We start from the raw sequence: 20,062 nt of genomic DNA, 5'->3' as shown, positions 1-20,062 counted from the left end.
TTTGCCAACAAGCGCATCGTCATCCTGACGTTGCCATGACGGCCTTCTCGCTGATCTCCTTACCGATTTCTCCACGGGCCTCTTCATCCAGTACCCGTCGGTATAGCTGGGTGTAGGGCTCGATCGACTGACGCCAGTGATAGCGGCCGGCCATGGCGGCCCGGCGCATGGCATAGAATAGATCCGTCGCCTGGAAGACGGTGAAGGCTCGCTGTATAGCCTGCATATAGCTGGAAAGACTCATTTCGTCGAACAGAAAACCCGTTACGCCATCCTCGATGGTGTCGGCAAGCCCCCCGGTGCGATGGGCGATCGGCAGCGAGCCGAAACGCTGGGCATACATCTGGCTGAGGCCACAGGGTTCAAAGCGCGAGGGCATCAGCAGGAAGTCGCTACCGGCATACATGCAACGGGCCTCGCCTTCATCGAAACCGATGTTGACACCAATGGAACCGGGGAAGCGCGCCGCCAGATTGCACAGGGCGTTCTCAACGGGAAGCTCGCCACGGCCGATGAAGACGATCTGGCCACCCGCGCGGACAATCGATTCCGCCACGCCGATGGTCATGTCCAGCCCCTTCTGATGCACCAGGCGTGAGACCACGGCAAACAAGGGGCCGTTGTTGACGGCCAGACCAAACATCTTGCGCACATGGTCGGCATTGGCACGCTTGCCTCGCCAGTCGTTCATGGCGAACGCCTGCGCCAGGTGGGTATCGGTCCGCGGGTCCCAGGAATCATCGATGCCGTTGGGAATCCCCAGCAGACGGCCCTGTTCCGCCTTGCTGGCAAGCAGACCCTCGAGACCACAGCCGAACTCGGGGGTGGTGATTTCACGCGCGTAGGTAGCGCTGACGGTCGTGATGCGTGACGAATAGACGATCCCGGCCTTCAGAAAAGAAAGATTGCCGTAGAACTCCAGGCCTTCGATGGTGAAAGCGTCATCGGGGATCCCCAATGCCTGGCGACGCGACGGGTCGTAGACGCCCTGGTAGGCCAGGTTGTGAATGGTGAATACGCTGGGCGTCGGCTCACCGCGCCAGTGCAGGTAGCCCGCCGCCAGCGCCGTCGGCCAGTCGTTGAGATGCAGCAGCTGCGGTCGCCAGCCGATCCCGGCATTGCCCGAAGCAATCTCGGCGGCAGCCAAGGCCAGCCGACCGAAGCGGATATCGTTGTCATCCCAGCCGATGCCCATCTCGTCGCAATAGGGGTTGCCTTCGCGCTCGTACAACTCGGGGCATAGGAGCACGTAGATGATAAGGCCATCGTGACAGGTGATTTCGCCCACCTCGCAGGCAGGCAGGCCGGCAAAGGCAGGCAGGGTGCCAACGAGCTTGATTTCGTGGCCGGAGGCGAGCATCTCGCGATAAGCGGGCACCAGCACGCGGATATCGTGGTGCGCGGCAAGCGCACGAGGCAAGGCGGACGACACATCACCAAGCCCCCCGACCTTGACGAAATCGGCGATCTCAGAGGTCACGAAGAGAATTCGCATGGATGATTCATTGTCGTTGCCGATGCCCTTCGTTGGCAGGTGCTGTCGAACGACTCTCGCCTGTTCGGGCAACAGGTCAAAGAGCTCACTCCGTGGTCGAGTCACGCCTTTGCCGGCCCTGTAAATGCTCTTATGCATTCTCTCGCTCGTTGCTCCATTCCTTGGTGTGACAGAGTTGAGACTATCTAGCGACTTTAGCTAACGGTATTCAATAACCTTTGTTAAGCAAGTGGGTATGCGACCCGTTTTCGCGCTCTTCCATACGAGAAATGGACACCGGCACCTGTACCCCCCCCATCCCAATTTACGACTGGGTATAGAAGTTTTGGCGTGTGTCGGAGTTATTAATTATGAAGAGTAAAGAAAATTCAGCGGGTGTTGAAAGCTACCTGTCGTTCCTAAACATGCTCTTCTATTCATTCATGTTAATTCTTCATCCTTCGAGACCTTCTCCATTAGTCGTTCAGGATTCCTATTCATCGGCAATAAAATTGATCAAGAACACTGACATCAATCAAAAGCAATAGCTTTATTCAGTTAAACCGATGTCAAGCACTGGCAATTATCAAGGAACTTTATTCATCAATTTAAACCTTGTATAAATAATATGTAACACTTATCAGCCAAGCATTTGCCTAGTAATTATTTACCCGTTTGTCTCGCCTCCCTACAAAGAGTAGCAGCTTATCTGGATTTTGCTATTTCGCTTCACTCGATCAACAAACTATTTATTAGAATTATTTTTATCAAAACAAGCGCAATTACCTCCAGCGATAGCAAGATAGCAAGATAGCAAGATAGCAACGATGATCGCGAAATAGGCGGCCTTTCGGCCGCCTCGGAGGGGGTATCACTCGAAAGGTGTGATGCGTGGTATCAGAAGAAGCCCATCGGGTTGATGTCATAGCTGACCAACAGGTTCTTGGTCTGCTGGTAATGCTCGAGGGCCATCTTGTGGTTCTCGCGGCCGATACCGGATTTCTTGTAGCCACCGAAGGCGGCGTGAGCGGGGTACTGATGATAGCAGTTGGTCCAGACGCGCCCGGCCTGGATGCCACGCCCCATGCGGAAGGCCACGTTCATGTCGCGCGTCCACAGGCCGGCGCCGAGGCCGAACTCGGTATCGTTGGCGATCGCCAGCGCCTCTTCCTGATCCTTGAAGGTGGTCACCGCGACCACCGGGCCGAAGATCTCCTCCTGGAAGACGCGCATCTTGTTGTGACCCTTGAGCAGCGTCGGCTGGATATAGAAGCCACGGTCGAGTGAATCGTCCATGGTTTCCTTGTTGCCACCGGTCAGGAACTCGGCGCCCTCCTCTCGGGCAATCTCCATGTAGGACATAATCTTGTCGAACTGCTCCTGAGAGGCCTGAGCGCCGACGTGGACGTCGGTATCCAATGGATTGCCACGCTTGATCGACAGGGTGCGCTCCATGACCTTGGCCATGAACGCCTCGTACATGCTCTCCTGGATCAGCGCCCGCGACGGGCAGGTGCAGACCTCGCCCTGGTTGAAGAACGCCAGCACCAGCCCTTCCGCGGCCTTGTCGATAAACTCCGGCTCGGCGTTCATGATGTCGGCGAAATAGATGTTCGGCGACTTACCGCCCAGCTCCACGGTGGAGGGGATGATGTTCTCCGCCGCGCACTTGAGTACATGCCCGCCCACCGGAGTCGAGCCGGTGAAGGCGATCTTGGCGATGCGCTTGCTGGTCGCCAGCGCCTGGCCGGCCTCGGCACCATAGCCGTTGACGATATTGACCACGCCCGGCGGCAGCAGGTCGCCGACCAGTTTCATGAGTTCCAGGATCGAGGCCGGGGTCTGCTCGGCGGGCTTGAGCACCACGCAGTTGCCGGCTGCCAGCGCCGGGGCGAGCTTCCAGACGGCCATCAGTATCGGGAAGTTCCAGGGAATGATCTGCCCGACCACCCCCAACGGCTCATGAAAGTGGTAGGCCACGGTATTGTTGTCGATGGCGCCGGAGGTGTCCTCCTGGGCGCGGATACAGCCGGCGAAATAGCGGAAATGATCCACCGCCAGTGGCAGGTCGGCGTTGATCGTCTCGCGCACGGCCTTGCCGTTGTCCCAGGTCTCGGCCACGGCAAGCATCTCGATGTTCTGCTCGATGCGATCGGCGATCTTCAAAAGAATGTTAGAGCGCTCGGTGGTCGAGGCCCGGCCCCAGGCCGGGGCGGCCTGGTGGGCGGCATCCAGTGCCAGCTCGATGTCCTCGAAGGTGGAGCGAGGAATCTCGCAGAACACCTCGCCGTTAACCGGGCTGATATTGTCGAAATACTGGCCCTTGACCGGGTCGACGAACTCGCCGCCGATATAGTTGCCGTAGCGCTTCTGATAGGACACGACGGAACCGGGTTGACCGGGGTTGGCATAGATCATGGCGTGACTCCTGAGTGTTATGGTTGTCGCAATACCCCCTCAGTGTTGGTCAGCGGCGCCTTCTGCGACATACTCCTGTGGCAGGAGAGGGCCTCCTCCTTCGGTAGGAGGCTCAAGAAGATTCCATGAGGGACTGCCCATGCACACTCTGATGATCGCCGATGATCATCCGCTGTTCCGCGACGCCATCGCCGCGGTCATCGATGCCGGCCTGCCCGGCAGCCGATTGCTGCAGGCGGACAGCCTGGCCGAGGTGCTGCGCCAGGCTGAGGCCTTCGAGGCGCTCGACCTGCTGTTGCTGGACCTGGGCCTGCCCGACGCCGAAGGGCTTTCGGGGCTTCAGGCGCTGCGCGAAGCGCTACCCTGGCTGCCGGTGGTCATCGTTTCGGCGAAACAGGAGCGCCATACCATCCTCGAGGCCATCGACCTGGGTGCCGTGGGTTACATCCCCAAATCGACGCCGCGCGAGGCCCTGCTCGCGGCACTTGCCGGCATTCTCGAAGGCCGTATCTACCTGCCGCCGGATATCATGCGACGCCCGCCGGCCACACGCCCCACCCCACCGCCCGCCGACCTCTCGCCGCACCTGGCGACCCTGACCGCCAAGCAACTGGAGGTGCTGGCGCGTCTGAGCCGCGGGGCCTCCAATAAGCTCATCGCCCGCGAGCTCGATATCGCCGAAACCACGGTGAAGACCCATGTCTCGGCGATACTGCGCAAGCTCGGCGTAGCCAGCCGCGTGCAGGCGATTCTCGTCGCCGACCAGGCCGACCTGGCGACTCGCCTGGCGCAACACCGCCAAGACCGCCTGGACGCCTGACGCTTCCATTTACTTTCACCCTCGCCCTTGCCCCTGCGTCGTCACCAGCGACAGAAGCTGCATCCGCAGCCGCAGTGGTTTCACGGGTTTGAGCAGGCAGCCATAGCCCAGCGCACGGCTGCGCGCCTTGATCGCCGCATCATGGTTGGCGGTAATCACCACCACCGCAAGTCCGGGATGACGCTCGCGCAATCGTGCAGCGACCGCGAGGCCATCGCCATCGGCCTCGCCAAGGTGATAGTCGACCAGCAGCACCTCGGCGACCTGCGTCCCGGCCGAGGCCTCCAGGCGTGCCAGGGACGTCGCCGTCCTGACTCGGCACCCCCAGCTCGAGAGCAGCGCCGCCATGCCCTCGCAGATGCCCGCATCGTTGTCGATCACCCACACCCGCGTCCCCGCAAGCTGGTCGCCACTGCCGGAGGGCGCCGCTGTCAGCGCCGACCCCGCAGATGCCGAGGACAGCTGGCCGTAAGGCACCAGCACCGAGAAGCTGGCCCCTTGGCCGCGGCGCGAGTCCAGCCGCAGCGGATGGCCGAGCATGCCAGCGATGCGATCGACGATAGCAAGCCCCAGGCCCAGACCACGGTCCTGGACATCGCGTGATCCGCCCAGGCGCTGGAATTCCTGAAAGATCGCCTCGTGCTGGGCCTCGGGTATGCCCGGTCCGGTATCGCCGACTACGACCTCAAGCCCCTCGGGGCGCCGCCGACAGCCCAGCAGTATCCGACCGCGCTCGGTATAGCGGATGGCATTGGTCAGAAAGTTACGTATGACCCTCGCCAGCAACGCCAGGTCCGACTCGATCACCGCGCCGCTCGGCACGTAATGCAGCGTGAGCCCCTTGGCGGCGGCCATCTGGCGGTACTCCTCGGCCAGCACATCAAGCATCTGCCCGGCGCGAAAGGGCGCCACGTCCGGCGCCAGTACCCCGGCATCCAGGCGCGAGATATCCACCAGGGTGCCAAGTAGCGACTCCACGTCCTTGAGCGAGCGGCCGATATGGCCCACCAGGCGGTGCGAGGGCTCGGGCAGCGCGTGTTCCTCCAGGGCGCTGGTGAACAGTCGCGCCGCATTGAGCGGTTGCAGCAGATCGTGGCTGACGGCGGCCAGAAAGCGGGTCTTGGAGACGTTGGCCGCCTCGGCCTCACCCTTGGCGGCATGCAGCTCGGCCAGGGTCTGTTGCAGGGTCTCGGTGCGCTCGCGGACCTGCTCGGCGAGCAGCACCGTGTGCTCGAAGGCACTGTAGGGGGCGCTGCCGGCCATGCCCGCCGATTCCACACGTTCCATGAGCGCGGCGCAGATGCGCCGCAGCCTGGCATTCTCATCCAACAGCTCGGCCGGCGACGCCTCAGTGGGCGGCTCGCCAGCACGGGCGAGATCCACTGGCGACCCCAGTGAGGGTCTGGTTGACGTGCCTGCCATGATGCTGCTCCCCATCGATAGTGAAGCCGATCACCCGCGAGCGGGCCAGCAGCCGGGAGGCCCTGTCGTCAGTGATTCTTGACGCGCTGAATCCGCCAGGCCAGCAGTCCGATGATCCCCAGCCCCAGCGGCCCCAGCACGGTGGCGGCGACGACCGGCTCGATCGTCACGCCCAGGGCGTCGAGGCTCTGCAGCCCCAGCTTGAACAGGCTGAAGAGATAGTAGCTGATGACGATGATCGACAGCCCCTCGACGGCCTTCTGGATCTTCAGCTGGCTACTGGTGCGCTCGTTGAGGCTCTGCAGGATCTCGGAATTCTGCGCCTCGATCTCCACCTGGGCGCGGGTCCGCAGCAGGTCGTTGAGCCGCGCCACACTCTCCGCCAGGCTCTCCTGGCGCTGGTTGATCGCGGCGCAGTAGTGCACCGTCGGCCGGAAGCGGCGCAGGATGAAGGTCCCCCACCGCGGACGATCCCCGAGGCGCTCCTCGCGTAGCTCGTCAATGCGGTTGAAGACGATCCGCGCATAGGCCTCGGTGGCGCTGAAACGCTGGCGTGAGCGGGCTCCGGAGCGTTCGAGCCGCGCCGAGAGCGCGGAGATGGCCGCCAGCAGCGGCCGAGAGCCTTCCTCCTCGTCTTCGGTATTGCGTTCCGAGAGCTCGCCAAGCTCGAGCTCGTAGTCACGCAATTCGAGGCTCATCTGCTTGGCCACCGGCAGGGACAGCGAGGCCATCATGCGGTAGGTCTCGATCTCCAGCAGCCGCCGGGTCATGCGTCCCAGGCGAAAGGCGTTAAGGCCACGATTGATCAGCAGCAGACGGTTGACGCCTGCCGCCGTGAGCCGGAAGTCACTCCACACGGTGGCGTCGCCATCGCCCAAGCTGGACCCGGCCGGGTCGCGAAAGCCGTAGGTCTCGGCATCGCCGCCCCAGGCAGCATCGGCCTCCACCAGGATCAGGGTGGCATTGATCAGCGCCCGGCCGTGTTCGGCGGCGATCTCCGCCAGCAGCGGTGGGGGCGAGGGCCAGGGCTCGCCCTGGGCGGGCCTCGGCACCAGCAGGGTCAGGGTGAAGAACTCGGTGTGGCGTTCCCACTTCAGGGTCTGGTCGCCGAGCTCGAGGATCTCCTGAGCTGCCTCGGTATCGAGGCTCCTGCCGGCCACCTCGGCGATCCGGCCGAGGATGTCCGTGGCGATGTCGTCACCGTCGAGGAAGGCATAGTGGTGGAGGTGTGCCGGCTCCTCGAAGTAGATCGAGGGCCGGGCGTGAAGCTCATTGTGCAGTCGGGCGCGCTGTGGGTGCATGTCGGGGCCAGAAAAGGGGGAATCCCCCGAGACTAGAGGGTGGCCGCGCCCAAGCCAAGTGCGACGCATCAACGTGCGGCTTTGGCGGTTGGCGATCTCGGGAGTGTGCACGAAGTCCTTGCAGCGGTGACCACCGTGAGGATGCGCTAGGTGATGTTGAGCTAGCGCGGACGAGAGCCAATGGCGACCCCGGTGAAGGTCTGGTTGATGTGCATGCCATGATGCTGCTCCCCGTAAGTATTGAAGCCAATCACCCGTGAGTGAGCCAGCAATCGGGAGGCCGTATCCACCTGTCCCAGCACTTCGAGTTCCAGCCGACGCAAAAAGCAGTCGCAGCCGATGATCAGGGTCGGCTCACCGAGCCGTTCGGTGAGCCCGGTGAAGACTGCCTCGAGGTCCTCGAGCAGCGGTGCCGGCTGCATCGCCGTCAGCACGATGCCATTTTCCACCGCGCAATAGAAACTCAAGCTGCCGTCGTCATTGACGCCCTGGATGGAGCGCACGTAGTGCGCCTCGCCCAGGCGTACCGCCAAGGGGTGGCGAGCGAACGCCGTTGCGTCCAGTGCCGCCAATGGCACCCCCACCAGCCGGGCATACTCCTCGGCGGCGGGCAACGCGTTGAGCTCCAGCACACGACGACGCGCCCGGTCGGCACGCGTCACAACCAGCTTCTCGGCGCGGGGACGCAGGTGGTGGGTGGTGAAGACTTCGAAGGGCAGCAGTGTGTTGATCATCACTACCACCGCTGCCTGGCCATGGAAGCGACCCTCGGCATGCACATGGGTATGCGCCAGACGATTGTCATCCCCGGCGGAACCGCCAAAGCTGGGAATGCGTCCCAGGGCCGCGTCGAGCGTCGCGAGCACCTGCTCTTCGCTACTGGACAGGCCATCGAGCAAGGTCAGCGCGAAGCTGTGCTCGGCCAGTGGCGCCACCGCCCTGTCGCGGCATTCGGCGAGCAGGCCGTCGACCAGATGCTGAGCGCGGAGCAGGTCGAACCCTTCGAGATCCTCGACCAACGCACAGCTCACGGCGAAGTCGCGACGATCCAGGCCGATGGCAACAATGCAACCGCGCCCGTAGCCTTGCGGGGTGATCTCGCCGGCGGTGGTGCAGCCTGCCACCGGCACCTCAGGAAACGCAGCATTGAGCGCCGCCGACAGCGCCGGTAATGGATATTCTGCGCTGCAGAAGAACAGCACGAAGCCGAGCGTTTCGTGATGCAGCGCTGCGGCGAGCTCATCGGCAGCCGCCCAGGGGTCGCGCTGCCGACTAACCGCGGTGCACAGCGATGCTCCTTCAATGGCTCGCGAAGGACAACCCCTCACGGCAGCAAGCGAATCGAGCATGGCGGTCAACCTGTCATGAGAGCCCGAGGAGTGTAGACCGCTTGCCAGCATAGTCACAACGTCGCAAACGGGATGCTGGGATGCTGGGATGCCCCGTCAGTCAGAAATGAGATGACCTAGTACTTTTGAATACAATTAACAGCCCACGGCGAAAGATTAATCTGCATCAACGCGACAAGGCTAGTGTATGGCTATTTTGTATGAGCAGAGCAAATCGGCCCGTGTAACAAAGGAGAGTCACTCGTGCCATTACCGATAACTACCATCACTGCTGCTAGAGATTATCCTGCGAAAGAACAGCTGATATTCGCTCATGATCTCGAGCGCTACGAGATGCAGCGCTATCGCGGCCTGGCACTCAGTTTCCTGCCCATTCGGCCATCTATCAGTCGCCTGATGGCAGCACTTGGCGTTGAATGCGAGCAACGTCTCATCGCACTGGAAACACTCGCCGAGCGCCTTCATCTGAGAGATTGTCTGCCCGGAGGGCGCCCGACTTGGCCGCAATTGCGGTTTCGACTTTCCCAGGCTCAGCCGCTGTACCGTTTCATCACCGATGAAGCCATGGCCTGTCACACGCTGGCTTATGCCCTGGCCGCCGCCCACCACTCGCGTCAAATAAGCGAACTGGTGGCTCAGTCCAGCCGCACGGCAGAAGTCGAAACACTGGTCGGCCACTTCATCGAACAGAAGCGTAACGAATGCGATTTGCTGGAACAGGCTCAGGACAAGGCATACAACACCATGGTCTAGTAAATGGTCCGCCAGAAGCAACCGCCTACCGACTTCCCCTTGCCAGTGACGGCCGGTATCCCAGGGACACTACCACCCTCCATTTCATGTCGAGAGGCGTGTCTCCACGGCCTTAAGAAAGCCCAGCATGTCGACCACCGTCTCGGCGCTTGGGTCGGTGGTCTTGCCCTTGAGGTCGCCGGTGATGACGCCGTCGCCGACAGTGTCGATCAGCGCCATCTTGAGTCGCCGCGAGTAATCGACCAGGGGCGCATTGTTCTCGCGCTCGCCGAGTGTTTCCAGGGCATTCGCTACGGCGAAGATCAGCGCCGAAGAGTTGAAGTGCGACTCCTTGCCGTCGCTTTCCAGGTACTTCAGGTAGAGGTCGTGGGCGGTGCCGTGGGGCGCCTCGAAGAGCATGGTGCCACTCTTGCTCTCGATGATCGAGCTGGCAGTGGCAAGGCTACCGCCGAGCGCGGCGGAGATGTCCGAGAAGATGTCACCGTCGAGGTTTTGCGCCGGGTAGAGGGCATTGCGCGGTGGGTCGGTGATCATCTTGATGAGCTGGCTGGAGGGCCGCATGATCATGAACGACGGCGGCGGAGTGTCGGCCTGGGCCAGCTCGCGGCGCACGTCGGTGATCACGGTGCTGAACACCTCATCGTAGTCCATGTACTCACGCTTGAGACCGAAGTAGACCTCCTTTTCCTTGCGTGAGGCATCCCGAAACACCTGGCCGACCCAATCCTTGATGGCCTCGTGGTCGTTGGACATCAGCAGAATGGGGTCGCCTTGCTTGACGTGGCGCGCATGCATCTCGTCGCCGTCGACGATCACCTTGAGGATGCCGGCCTCTGCGGCGGGGGCGTTGTAGCTGCCGTACTGGTCGCCGCCGCCGGCACTCATCCGCGACAGCGAGACGTGCGCCTTTCGAGTGGGAATGCCGTGCACCTTGAGCTGCTCAACTAGCTTGTAGAGCTTGCGGCCAGTAGTGTTGTCAGGCACGCCCCACAGCGCCCGCTCCGGCGGATTGGCGACGATGCGCGCGGCCTGGGCGTCGATCAGCTCATAGTGGTAGGCGAGCCCCAGCGCCTCGACCTGCGCGCGATAGTCGCTCTCGTAAATGCCCTCGATGGCGGCGCGCATCACGCCATCGTAGCCGGCGATCACGGTGTCCTTGAGACCCAGGTAGATGTCGCGCTTCTCGTCGATGGCGCGCTGGAAGAAGCGGTGCGCCCAGGCCTTGATCTCGTCGATGTCGTTGGTGGCCAGCAGCCAGGGGTCGCCCTTCTTGACCTCGCGGCGATGCAGTTCCACCGGGTCACCGCTGGCGCCGACGAACATCAGCTTGACGATGCCGGTGGCGCGGGAGAGCTCGTTGTAGCTGTCCTTGCTGCCGCCGGTCGCCATGGTGTCGACCTCTATGTCGCGGCCGATCCACCCCGGTTTGTTGAACTGCAGGTTGCGAAACTGGATGTCCTCGCGGGTGATGTTGCCGCCGATTCCCTTGCGTATGGCGCCGTTGGGCGACTTGGTAGCCAGCGGATGTAGCCTGGTGCCGTCGAGTTCGGGATGGGCGGCCAGCATTTCGCTCAGTTGGGCGCGATTGACTGTCATGCCGGCATTCTTTACGCCCACACCATACTGCTTGAGCGCCTCGACGGCATCGATCACCGCCTGGCCGTTAGTGACCAGGCGGTTCTCAGCGGTCAGGTCGATCTCCACCAGCTCCACGTCCAGCCGAGAGGTCACGAAGGTGTCGAGGATTCTCTCGAAAGCCACCTGAGCCATCTCGTCGCCATGCAGGATAACGAGTGGTGATTCCACTTTAATCTTGCTGTTCATAAACTCCATTTCCTTGTAGCGAGGTGGCCCAGGGTGTCGGGCAACGCAACGTTTCTGACCGAAAGACGCCTACGCGGGGGTGCAATTCGCGCTATCGGTACCGTAACGAACAGTGTAAGAAGCAGGTTGATAGGCACAGGGGTAATTTAACAAAAATCGAGGCACTTTCTCCCTCCGCACTGCGGCTTCTGCACGGCTGGCTTTTACTCGTGACGTCGAACAGGGCGGGATGCGGCTTACTCCTCGGAGGACTTGGCCCAGAGATTGACGCCAGCGTCGACAACAGCGTGATGGTCGATCTCAACGAGTTCTTCGTTGGAGAACTCAAGGTTGTCGAGCGCCGCCACGTTGTCCTCGAGTTGCTCGACGCGGCTGGCGCCTATCAGTACCGAGGTGACGCGTGGATCGCGCAGCAACCAGGCCAACGCCATCTGTGCCAGGTTCTGACCACGACGCTCAGCGATGCTATTAAGCGCCCTCGCCCGGGCCAGATTGTCCTCACTCAAGTGCTCGGGCCGCATGGAACCGCCGCCGGGCTGGTTGATTCGCGCCGAGTCGGGCACCCCGTTGAGATACTTGTCGGTGAGCAGGCCCTGGGCCAGGGGCGTGAAGGCGATGCACCCCATACCTTCGGCTTCGAGGGTGTCGAGCAGTTCCTGCTCCACCCAGCGATTAAAGAGGTTATAGGAGGGCTGGTGAATCAGGCAAGGAACCCCGCGTTCGCGCAGCAGACCGACGATCTCCCGGGTACGCGGCGCCGAATAGGAGGAGATCCCCACATACAGCGCCTTGCCCTGCTCCACCGCGCTGGCCAGAGCCTCGGCAGTCTCCTGCGGTGGCGTCTGTGTATCGACACAGTGGGAGTAGAAAATGTCCACATAGTCGAGTCCCATCCGCGACAGGCTCTGATCCAGGCTGGCCAACAATGATTTGCGTGAGCCACCCTGACCGTGGGGGCCGGGCCACATGTAATAACCGGCCTTGGTCGAGATGATCAACTCGTCGCGATAGGGACGAAAATCCTCCGCCATCAAGCGACCGAAGTTGCGTTCGGCACTTCCCGGGGGCGGGCCGTAGTTGTTAGCGAGATCGAAGTGAATGATGCCCAAGTCAAAGGCGCGGCGCAGCAGACACCGCTGATTATCGAGGGTATCGACATCACCGAAGTTGTGCCATAGCCCCAGCGAGAGCGCGGGCAATTGCAAGCCGCTGCGTCCGCAGCGGCGATAGTGCATGGTCTCGTAACGCGAGGCAGCGGCCTGGTAGCGCATCCTTTTACTCCTGCGGCGTTTTCTTTGCGCGGCGGGACTTGGCAGTTCCACCTCCGTCGTCTTGCGGAGTGGGCGGCGTAAAGTGCCCCCGGACCAAGGCCAGCAGTCCCTGAGTGGACGCATCGAAGTCCTGGCTGCGCGAGTCGATACGCTCGCTGATCTCGCCGGCGATGCGCTTGCCCAACTGCACGCCCCACTGGTCGAAGGAGTTGATGTTCCAGATCACCCCCTGGACAAACACCTTGTGCTCGTAAAGCGCGATCAGCGCCCCGAGGTTCTTGGGCGTCAGTTCGTCGAGCAGCAATACGCTCGAGGGACGATTGCCCGGGCAGCTGTAGGGGTCAAGCCGGCTGCCTTCCTGGCTGCCTTCCATGAAAGCGTTGGCCTGGGCCAGCATGTTGGTCAGCAGCGCAAAGTGGTGATCCTCGACGCCGAACTCGGGCTTGAGCGAGGCGATAAAGTCGATGGGGACGTATCGAGTGCCCTGATGCAGAAGCTGGAAGAAGGCATGCTGGCCATTGGAGCCGGTCTGCCCCCATACGATCGGCCCGGTCTTGTAGTTCACCGGATGGCCGAAGATATCCACCGACTTGCCGTTGGACTCCATGTCGAGCTGCTGCAGGAAGGCCGGCAACTGATGCAGCGCCTGATCGTAGGGCACGATGGCCTGGGTCTCGGCGCCCTGGAAGTTGATGTACCAGATGCCGATCAGCGCCATCAGTACCGGCATATTCTCGGCGAACGGTGCCGAAAGAAAATGCTGGTCCATCTCGTAGGCCCCTTCGAGCAGTTCCATGAAACCCTCGAAGCCGATCGATAGCGCGATCGGCAGGCCGATCGACGACCACATGGAATAGCGCCCGCCGACCCAGGCCCAGAACTCGAAGACGTTCTCCTCACGGATGCCGAATTCCATGGCCGCCTGGCGGTTGGTCGAGGCGGCAATAAAGTGCGCCCCGACATCGGCATCCTCGCCGGCATTATCCAGGAACCAGCGCCGCGCCGTGTGGGCGTTGAGCAGGGTCTCCTGGGTGGAGAAGGTCTTGGTCGAGACGATGAACAGCGTCTTGGCCGGGTCGAGGCCGCTCAGCACCTTCTGGATATGCGCGCCGTCGACATTGGAGACGAAGTGGAAACTGAGCTCCGGATGGCGGTGCTTGAGCAGCGCCCGGCAGGCCATGTTGGGCCCGAGGTCCGAGCCGCCGATGCCGATGTTGACCACGCTGGTGATGCGCTGGCCGTTATAACCCTTCCACTCGCCATTGCGTACCGCTTCCGAGAACTGCTTGATCTGCTCGCGGGTGCGCTGGATCTCCGGCATCACGTCCTGGCCATCGACCTTGAGCGGCCCCTCGCCAAGATTGCGCAGGGCCGTATGCAGCACCGGGCGGTCCTCGGTGACATTGATGATGTCGCCTGAGAACATCTGCGCACGTCGCTGCACCAGCGCCGAGTGGTCGGCCAGTTCGAGTAGGGTCTCGAGCACCTCGTCGGAGAGATGATGCTTGGAATAATCGAGAAACAGACCCCCGACGCGCAGGCTCATCTTCTCGAATCGCTTCGGGTCGGCGGCGAAATAGTCGCGGATACGGTCGTTGGCCGTGGTTTCCTGCAGGCCCTTGAGGGCCTGCCAGGTGACGCTGCGGGTGAGCTGGAACATTGGTTAGCCTCTTGTTATCGGAAAAACCTGCCCGTCCGACGGCTCAGGCGGTGGCACTCACGGGCACCGGCTGGCCGCCGCGCTTGATCGCCGCATACCCCAGGCCGGTGACCAGCGAGCCGATGACGATGGCGCCCAGGTAAAGCAGTACCGGCGAGATGGCATTGGGAATCAGCAGCACGAAGATACCACCATGCGGTGCCATCAGCTTGGCGCCGACCAGCATCGAGAGCGCGCCGGTGATCGCCCCACCGACCATGCTGATCGGAATGACCCGCAGCGGATCCTTGGCGGCGAAGGGAATGGCCCCCTCGGTGATGAAGCAAAAGCCCAGCACGAAGGACGCCTTGCCCGCCTCACGCTCCGGCTCCGAAAACTTCGACCTGGCGACGAAGCTGGCGATGCCCATGCCGATCGCCGGCACCATGCCGGCCGCCATGATCGCCGCCATCGGCCCGTAGGTCTCGGAAGCCAGCAGGCCCACACCGAACGTATAGGCGGCCTTGTTGACTGGCCCGCCGAGATCGAAACACATCATGGCTCCCAACAGGATGCCCAACAGCACGGCATTGGTCGAGCCCATGTTCTCGAGGAAGGTGGTCAAGGCCGAGAGGAGGGCCGCCACCGGCTCGCCGACCACATAGATCATCACCAGCCCCGTGACCAGGCTCGCCACCAGCGGGATGATCAGGATCGGCTTGAGCGATTCGACGCTGGACGGCAGCTTGACGTGCTGGGCCACCGCCTTGGCGACGTAACCCGCCAAAAAGCCGGCGAGAATGCCGCCGATGAAGCCGGCGCCGATCTCGGAGGCCAGCATGCCGCCGATCATGCCCGGAGCGATACCCGGCCGGTCGGCGATGGAATAGGCGATATAGCCCGCCAGCACCGGAATCATCAGCGCAAAGGCCGTGCCACCACCGATCTGCATCAGCGCCGCGGGCAGCGTGCCCTCCTCCTGGAAGGCCTCGATACCGAACACGAACGACAGGGCGATCAGCAGGCCACCGGCCACCACCATCGGCAGCATGAAGGAAACCCCGGTGAGCAGGTGCTTGTAGACGCCCTTCTCCTTGACGCTCTTGCTCGCCTCGCCGCCCGATTGGCTCTTACCACCGGCGCTCTCCACCTCGGCATGCTCCAGGGCCGCCTCGATGGTGGGCTGCGGTTTCTTCAGGGCATTGCCGGTGGAGGTTCGATAGATCCGCTTGCCGACGAACCGGGCCGGATCGACGTCGATATCACAGGCGAGGATCACCAGGTCGGCCTCGTCGATCTCCTCGTCGGTGAGCTGGTCCTGGGCACCCACCGACCCCTGGGTCTCCACCCGAATGGCATGGCCCATCGACTTGCCCGCCTCACTCAGCGCCTCGGCGGCCATGAAGGTGTGGGCCACGCCGGTCGGACAGGCCGTTACCGCGACGATCTTGCGGGCACCGCTGCTGGCGGCCGCCGTCGATAGCGTCTCGGTGGGCGATGTTTCTGTGGGCGGCGTATAGATGCTGGCCTCGCGCTCGGCGCGCTCGAGGAAGGCACCCGGGTCCGGCAATGCCTGGTCGATCGGCGCATGATACAGCCGCTTGCCGGCAAAGCGCTGCGCGGCAGGCACATGATCGGCGGCGACGATGACCAGGTCGGCGGCGTTGATGGCCTCGGCGGATACCGGGGCGAGCGGTTCAAGCTCGCCGTGCATCTCGACATCGACCTGCCAGCCGAGGCGGCCGGCGGCCTGCTCGAGGCGGCGGGCGGCGAGAAAGGTGGTCGCCATGCCACTGGGGCAGGCGGTGATGATGATGGCTTTCATGCGATGGCTCCCCCTGCATCGACGTCGTTGAGACGGCGAACGCGGGTCTGTTGTTGGAGGGTGGAAAAATCGGCGGCGTGGGCATCACCCACCCCGACGTGACGAACGGACTCGGCAGAAAGTGCCGTGGCCAGTCGAAGCACCTGCTCGGGGGGATGCCCCGACAGCACGCCGTGCAGCATGGCGGCGACCAGGGTATCGCCGGCGCCCACGGTACTCGCCACGTCGAGACGCGGTGGCAGCGCCTGCCAGGCACCGCGGCGGCTGACCCAGAGCACGCCCTGGGAGCCGGCGGAAATCAGCGCCTCCTCGACACCGGCACCGTAAAGCTTGAGCGCCGCCTTGAGGCGTGCCTCGGGTGACTCCAGGGCAGTGCCGGCCCAGGCGGCCAACTCATGCTCGTTGGGCTTGACGGCCGTTGGCCGCGACGCGATGGCGGCGGCGAGCGCCTCCCCGCTGGTGTCGACCCAGACCGGCAGCCGGGTGGCGCGCAGCCGGGTGATCAGGTTGGCAAGATCATCCGCCGAAAGGCCTGGCGGCAGGCTTCCGGCGATCACCAGCGCATCGGGTCGGCGAAGCGGGTCGTTGACTCGCGCGTCCAGGCCGACGAGCAGTTTCTGCCAGGCCGCCGCGTCGATGGCGGCCCCCGGGCCGTTGATGTCGGTGACCCGACCGTCGGCTTCGGCGAGCTTGGCGTTGATGCGGGTCTCGCCCGGCACGCGGATGAAGGCATCCTCCACGCCCAGGGTGTCGAAGGCGCGCAGGAAGGGGCCGTCGTTGTCGGCGCCGAGAAAGCCCGAGACGCTGACGTCGTGCCCCAGCTCGACCAGCACCCGCGCCACGTTGACGCCCTTGCCGGCCGCCGCCAGGTGGGTCTCACGAGTGCGGTTGACCTCGCCGAGCACCAGCCGGTCCAGACCCACCGACAGATCCAGGGCGGGGTTGAGCGTCAGGGTGAGGATTCTGGCCATCAGTGCACCTCCAGGGCGTCGCGGGCGGCCTCACTGGTGGCTTGCGTCAACGCCAGCTGTGCCTGGGCACGGGCCTCCGCGAGATCAAACTCACGCAGCCGCGCCTTGACCAGCGGTATCTGGCGGGCGCTGACCGAGAGTTCGTCGACCCCCAGCCCGACCAGCACCGGCACGGCCACGGCGTCACTGGCAAGCTCGCCACAGACCCCCACCCACTTGCCGTGGGCGTGAGCGGCGTTCACGGTCATCTCGATCAGCTTGAGCACCGCCGGGTGCAGGCCGTCGGCCTGGGCGGAAAGTTCCGGATGACCGCGATCAATGGCCAGTGTGTACTGGGTCAGGTCATTGGTACCAACCGAGAAGAAGTCCACTTCGGCGGCCAGGGTCGGCGCCAGCAAGGCGCAGGATGGCACCTCGATCATCACCCCGAGCTGCACGTCGGTGGTGCGCTCGGCCTCGGGAATCGTCTCGAGCAGGTGATCGAATATCCGCTTGGCGGCGCGAAATTCGGCGATATCCTTGACCATCGGCAGCATGATCCGCAGCGGCTGGCTCCGACCTTCGGGTCCCCCAGCCGCAGCCATCAGCATGGCGCGAAACTGGGTCTCGAGCACTTCGGGCTTGGTGAGTGCCAGGCGAATCCCGCGCAGACCGAGGAAGGGATTGTCTTCCTTCGGCACCGGCCAGTAGGGCAAGGGCTTGTCGCCACCGACATCTAGGGTGCGTGCCACCAGCGGGCGGCCGTCCAGGGCATCCAGCGCCTCGCGATACTCGGCGATCTGGGTGTCGAGATCCGGCTCCTGGGCATGCGCCATGAACAAAAATTCGGTGCGCAGCAGGCCGACACCTTCGGCGCCGCGCTCAACGGCATCACCGGCGTGGGCGGTGTTGCCCAGATTGGCGGCCACCTCGACACGGTGGCCGTCGCGGGTCTGAGCCACTTCAAAACGCGCCTCCCAGGCGGCGGCCTCGCGACGCTCGCGCTCGGCCAGGCGCTGCTCGGCACGGCGCAGACGTTCCGGCGAAGGCGCGGGCGTCACCCGTCCACGCTCGCCGTCGAGAATCAGTTCGGTGCCGTTGGCAAGCGTGAGCACGCGCGCCCCGGCGCCGACCACGGCGGGAATGCCCAGCGCACGCGCCAGGATCGCGCTGTGAGCGGTCGCCCCGCCGCGCGCGGTGAGCAGCCCACGCACCCGGGTGGTATCGAGGCGTGCGACGTCGGACGGTCCGACGTCGTCCATCACCAGAATATAGGGTTGCTCCGGCGGCTCGGGCAGCTCGACTCGGCAGAGGATGCCCAGCACCCGGCGGCCCACGTCGCGCAGGTCGGCGGCGCGCTCGGCCAGCAGGCGGTCGGCGAGCATTTCCTGGGCGTGGGCGGCGGTCTCGATGGCGCCCCACCAGGCGGCCTCGGCGGAAAGCCCCTCACCGATGCCCTCGCGGGCGGCCTGATGCAGCTCGGGATCGTCGAGCATTTCCTCATGCATGGAGAGGATCTCGGCGACTTCGCCGCCACGGGCACGCTGCACCAGGGCCTCGAGCTGCTCGGCACCCTCCCTGATTGCGGCATCGAGACGCCGTGACTCGGCGGTGGCGTCGGTCGCCCGCTCGGCATAGTCGAAGCGCGGCGTGCGCATGACGAACACCGGCGCGATGGCCAGTCCCGGTGAGGCGGCAACCGCCAGGTGGGGTTCATCGTCGGGTAATGGTGTGGGGGCCGGCGCGTCCGGCGCCGTCTCCGCCACCGCCTGCTCGCGACTCTCATCGAAGGGGGCCACCTGCTCACCCAGGCCCTCGGCCACGGCGTTGCAGACGGCCATCAGCGCCGCCTCGGCGCCCTGCCCTTCGGCGGAAAACGTCAGCTGCTGGCCACGCCGGGCGCCGAGGTTGATCACCTTGGTCAGGCTGCTGGCCGACACCGCTTCACCGCCACCTTCGGCGAGGCGCACGCGGATCGGCATGTCCTGGGCACGCGCCACCTGGATCAGCTGTTTGGCTGGGCGGGCGTGCAGACCGTGGGCGTTGAGCACGCGGGCCTGGCGGGTGCTGGCGGCGGAGGACTCGCCGGCGAATCGCGCCAGGATCGTCGCGGCATCGGCGTCGTGCAGCCCGCTGGCCGCGTCGCTCTCCAGCAATGAGACGACACGCTCGAGAAGTCCGCGATGGGCGTCGCCCTGGGCGGCGAGGCACAAGACGCCGTGGGTCCTGTCGGTTGTCTCTCTCGTCTCACGGTCCACATCGCCATCGGGCGTCACCAGCGACAGCGCCGGCACCTCGACGCCGCGGTCGCTCGCCACCAGCCAGAGCCCTTGACCGAGGTCCTGCGGCAGGCGCGCGGCTACATCGGCCACAAATTCGTTGGTGACGCAGCCGACCTGGCGCAGTCGTGCGGCGCCGGCCAGGGCCAACTCCTGACGGTCACGGGCGGGGAAGCCCAGGCAGAGGGTTTCGGCATCCAGGCGCGCTTCAATGACGGCTTTCGACAGCAAGCCGGCAATCTCGCTGCGTGAATCGGCGGCGGCCAGACGCTCGGCGACACCTTCCCGGTCCAGCACATGCGTCAGCTGGCGAAGGATGTCCAGATGCTCGTCGCTCTGCGCGGCAATAGTCACCAGCACGTGTACGCGGTTGCCATCATGCCATTCCACCCCAGCGGGAAACTGCAGCACCCGAATGCCGGTTTGCTTGACGTGCTGGCGACTCTCGGGAGTCCCGTGGGGGATGGCAATGGCGTTACCCAGAAAGGTCGAAGACTGGGCCTCGCGGTCGAGCAAGCCATCACGGTAGGCGATATCGACCAACCCAGCCTCGTGCAGAGCGTCAGCGGCCTGGTCCAGCGCCATTCGCCAGTCATCGGCCCGACAGCCCAGCTGAATATCATCCTGGCGTAGCGTCAACATGGTTGTCTCCTGTTCATTCGGGTGACGCGGCGGTGGTCGCCTACTCTCAGCCTTAGGAGTATTGCTGGCAGCCTTCGGAACGCTTCTTGACCTGC

At 63.8% G+C, this 20,062-nt stretch carries 13 protein-coding genes; 2 read left to right on the top strand and 11 right to left on the bottom strand.

Annotation, left to right across the window (positions count from 1 at the left end; genetic code table 11):
• Nucleotides 1-19 precede the first annotated feature (19 nt).
• The gene (gene glgA, locus KG088_RS04040) at nt 20-1,633 is read right to left on the bottom strand and encodes a glycogen synthase GlgA (protein WP_213824212.1); all 1,614 of its coding nucleotides are present in this window, start codon (nt 1,631-1,633) and stop codon (nt 20-22) included.
• Nucleotides 1,634-2,371: 738 nt separating this feature from the next.
• The gene (gene exaC, locus KG088_RS04035) at nt 2,372-3,892 is read right to left on the bottom strand and encodes an acetaldehyde dehydrogenase ExaC (protein WP_213824211.1); all 1,521 of its coding nucleotides are present in this window, start codon (nt 3,890-3,892) and stop codon (nt 2,372-2,374) included.
• Nucleotides 3,893-4,031: 139 nt separating this feature from the next.
• Between exaC and KG088_RS04030 the strand changes: the two genes are divergently transcribed.
• Nucleotides 4,032-4,712: a response regulator gene (locus tag KG088_RS04030; protein WP_213824210.1), complete on the top strand. Its 681-nt coding sequence runs from the start codon at nt 4,032-4,034 to the stop codon at nt 4,710-4,712.
• Between the two features lie 15 nt (nt 4,713-4,727).
• Here KG088_RS04030 and KG088_RS04025 read toward each other — a convergent pair whose 3' ends face one another.
• The 3 genes from KG088_RS04025 to nosP all read right to left on the bottom strand — a co-directional run bounded on the left by KG088_RS04025 (nt 4,728) and on the right by nosP (nt 8,784).
• Nucleotides 4,728-6,134 carry an ATP-binding response regulator gene (locus KG088_RS04025; protein WP_213824209.1) on the bottom strand — a complete coding sequence of 469 codons (1,407 nt, stop codon included), beginning with the start codon at nt 6,132-6,134 and terminating at the stop codon, nt 4,728-4,730.
• 68 nt (nt 6,135-6,202) lie between these two features.
• Nucleotides 6,203-7,546 carry a DUF3422 domain-containing protein gene (locus KG088_RS04020; RefSeq protein ID WP_319941378.1) on the bottom strand — a complete coding sequence of 448 codons (1,344 nt, stop codon included), beginning with the start codon at nt 7,544-7,546 and terminating at the stop codon, nt 6,203-6,205.
• 50 nt (nt 7,547-7,596) lie between these two features.
• On the bottom strand, nt 7,597-8,784 hold the full coding sequence (nosP, locus tag KG088_RS04015) for a nitric oxide-sensing protein NosP (RefSeq protein WP_213824208.1): 1,188 nt from the start codon (nt 8,782-8,784) through the stop codon (nt 7,597-7,599).
• 243 nt (nt 8,785-9,027) lie between these two features.
• Between nosP and KG088_RS04010 the strand changes: the two genes are divergently transcribed.
• On the top strand, nt 9,028-9,537 hold the full coding sequence (locus KG088_RS04010) for a hypothetical protein (protein ID WP_213824207.1): 510 nt from the start codon (nt 9,028-9,030) through the stop codon (nt 9,535-9,537).
• Nucleotides 9,538-9,621: 84 nt separating this feature from the next.
• On the opposite strand, the gene KG088_RS04005 is transcribed toward KG088_RS04010, so the two are convergent.
• The 6 genes from KG088_RS04005 to ptsP form a co-directional block, all read right to left on the bottom strand.
• A complete protein-coding gene (locus tag KG088_RS04005) occupies nt 9,622-11,361 on the bottom strand; it encodes an isocitrate/isopropylmalate family dehydrogenase (protein ID WP_213824206.1) in 1,740 nt (579 codons plus the stop codon).
• Between the two features lie 236 nt (nt 11,362-11,597).
• Nucleotides 11,598-12,632: an L-glyceraldehyde 3-phosphate reductase gene (gene mgrA, locus KG088_RS04000; RefSeq protein ID WP_213824205.1), complete on the bottom strand. Its 1,035-nt coding sequence runs from the start codon at nt 12,630-12,632 to the stop codon at nt 11,598-11,600.
• Nucleotides 12,633-12,636: 4 nt separating this feature from the next.
• On the bottom strand, nt 12,637-14,292 hold the full coding sequence (gene pgi, locus KG088_RS03995; protein WP_250148053.1) for a glucose-6-phosphate isomerase: 1,656 nt from the start codon (nt 14,290-14,292) through the stop codon (nt 12,637-12,639).
• A gap of 43 nt (nt 14,293-14,335) precedes the next feature.
• Nucleotides 14,336-16,096 carry a PTS fructose-like transporter subunit IIB gene (locus tag KG088_RS03990; RefSeq protein ID WP_213824204.1) on the bottom strand — a complete coding sequence of 587 codons (1,761 nt, stop codon included), beginning with the start codon at nt 16,094-16,096 and terminating at the stop codon, nt 14,336-14,338.
• Complete coding sequence (pfkB, locus tag KG088_RS03985; RefSeq protein WP_213824203.1) at nt 16,093-17,067, bottom strand: 1-phosphofructokinase; 975 nt, start codon at nt 17,065-17,067, stop codon at nt 16,093-16,095. The genes KG088_RS03990 and pfkB overlap by 4 nt, the downstream gene beginning before the upstream one ends.
• Complete coding sequence (ptsP, locus tag KG088_RS03980) at nt 17,067-19,967, bottom strand: phosphoenolpyruvate--protein phosphotransferase (protein WP_213824202.1); 2,901 nt, start codon at nt 19,965-19,967, stop codon at nt 17,067-17,069. Before ptsP ends, pfkB begins: the two co-directional genes overlap by 1 nt.
• Nucleotides 19,968-20,062: the final 95 nt, after the last annotated feature.

This window comes from Halomonas jincaotanensis (assembly GCF_018448785.1).
GTDB classification, from domain to species: Bacteria; Pseudomonadota; Gammaproteobacteria; order Pseudomonadales; family Halomonadaceae; genus Halomonas; species Halomonas jincaotanensis.
The sequence above is the reverse complement of the archived record's forward strand: the minus strand, read 5'-3'. Positions and strand labels throughout refer to the sequence as shown.

Bases quoted from the DNA above. Each gene is read 5' to 3' on its own strand.
- glgA (WP_213824212.1), bottom strand. From the start codon at position 1,633: ATGCATAAGAGCATTTACAGGGCCGGCAAAGGCGTGACTCGACCACGG.
- pfkB (WP_213824203.1), bottom strand. From the start codon at position 17,067: ATGGCCAGAATCCTCACCCTGACGCTCAACCCCGCCCTGGATCTGTCG.
- mgrA (WP_213824205.1), bottom strand. From the start codon at position 12,632: ATGCGCTACCAGGCCGCTGCCTCGCGTTACGAGACCATGCACTATCGC.
- KG088_RS04005 (WP_213824206.1), bottom strand. From the start codon at position 11,361: ATGAACAGCAAGATTAAAGTGGAATCACCACTCGTTATCCTGCATGGC.
- KG088_RS04030 (WP_213824210.1), top strand. From the start codon at position 4,032: ATGCACACTCTGATGATCGCCGATGATCATCCGCTGTTCCGCGACGCC.
- KG088_RS04025 (WP_213824209.1), bottom strand. From the start codon at position 6,134: ATGGCAGGCACGTCAACCAGACCCTCACTGGGGTCGCCAGTGGATCTC.
- KG088_RS03990 (WP_213824204.1), bottom strand. From the start codon at position 16,096: ATGAAAGCCATCATCATCACCGCCTGCCCCAGTGGCATGGCGACCACC.
- exaC (WP_213824211.1), bottom strand. From the start codon at position 3,892: ATGATCTATGCCAACCCCGGTCAACCCGGTTCCGTCGTGTCCTATCAG.
- nosP (WP_213824208.1), bottom strand. From the start codon at position 8,784: ATGCTCGATTCGCTTGCTGCCGTGAGGGGTTGTCCTTCGCGAGCCATT.
- ptsP (WP_213824202.1), bottom strand. From the start codon at position 19,967: ATGTTGACGCTACGCCAGGATGATATTCAGCTGGGCTGTCGGGCCGAT.
- pgi (WP_250148053.1), bottom strand. From the start codon at position 14,292: ATGTTCCAGCTCACCCGCAGCGTCACCTGGCAGGCCCTCAAGGGCCTG.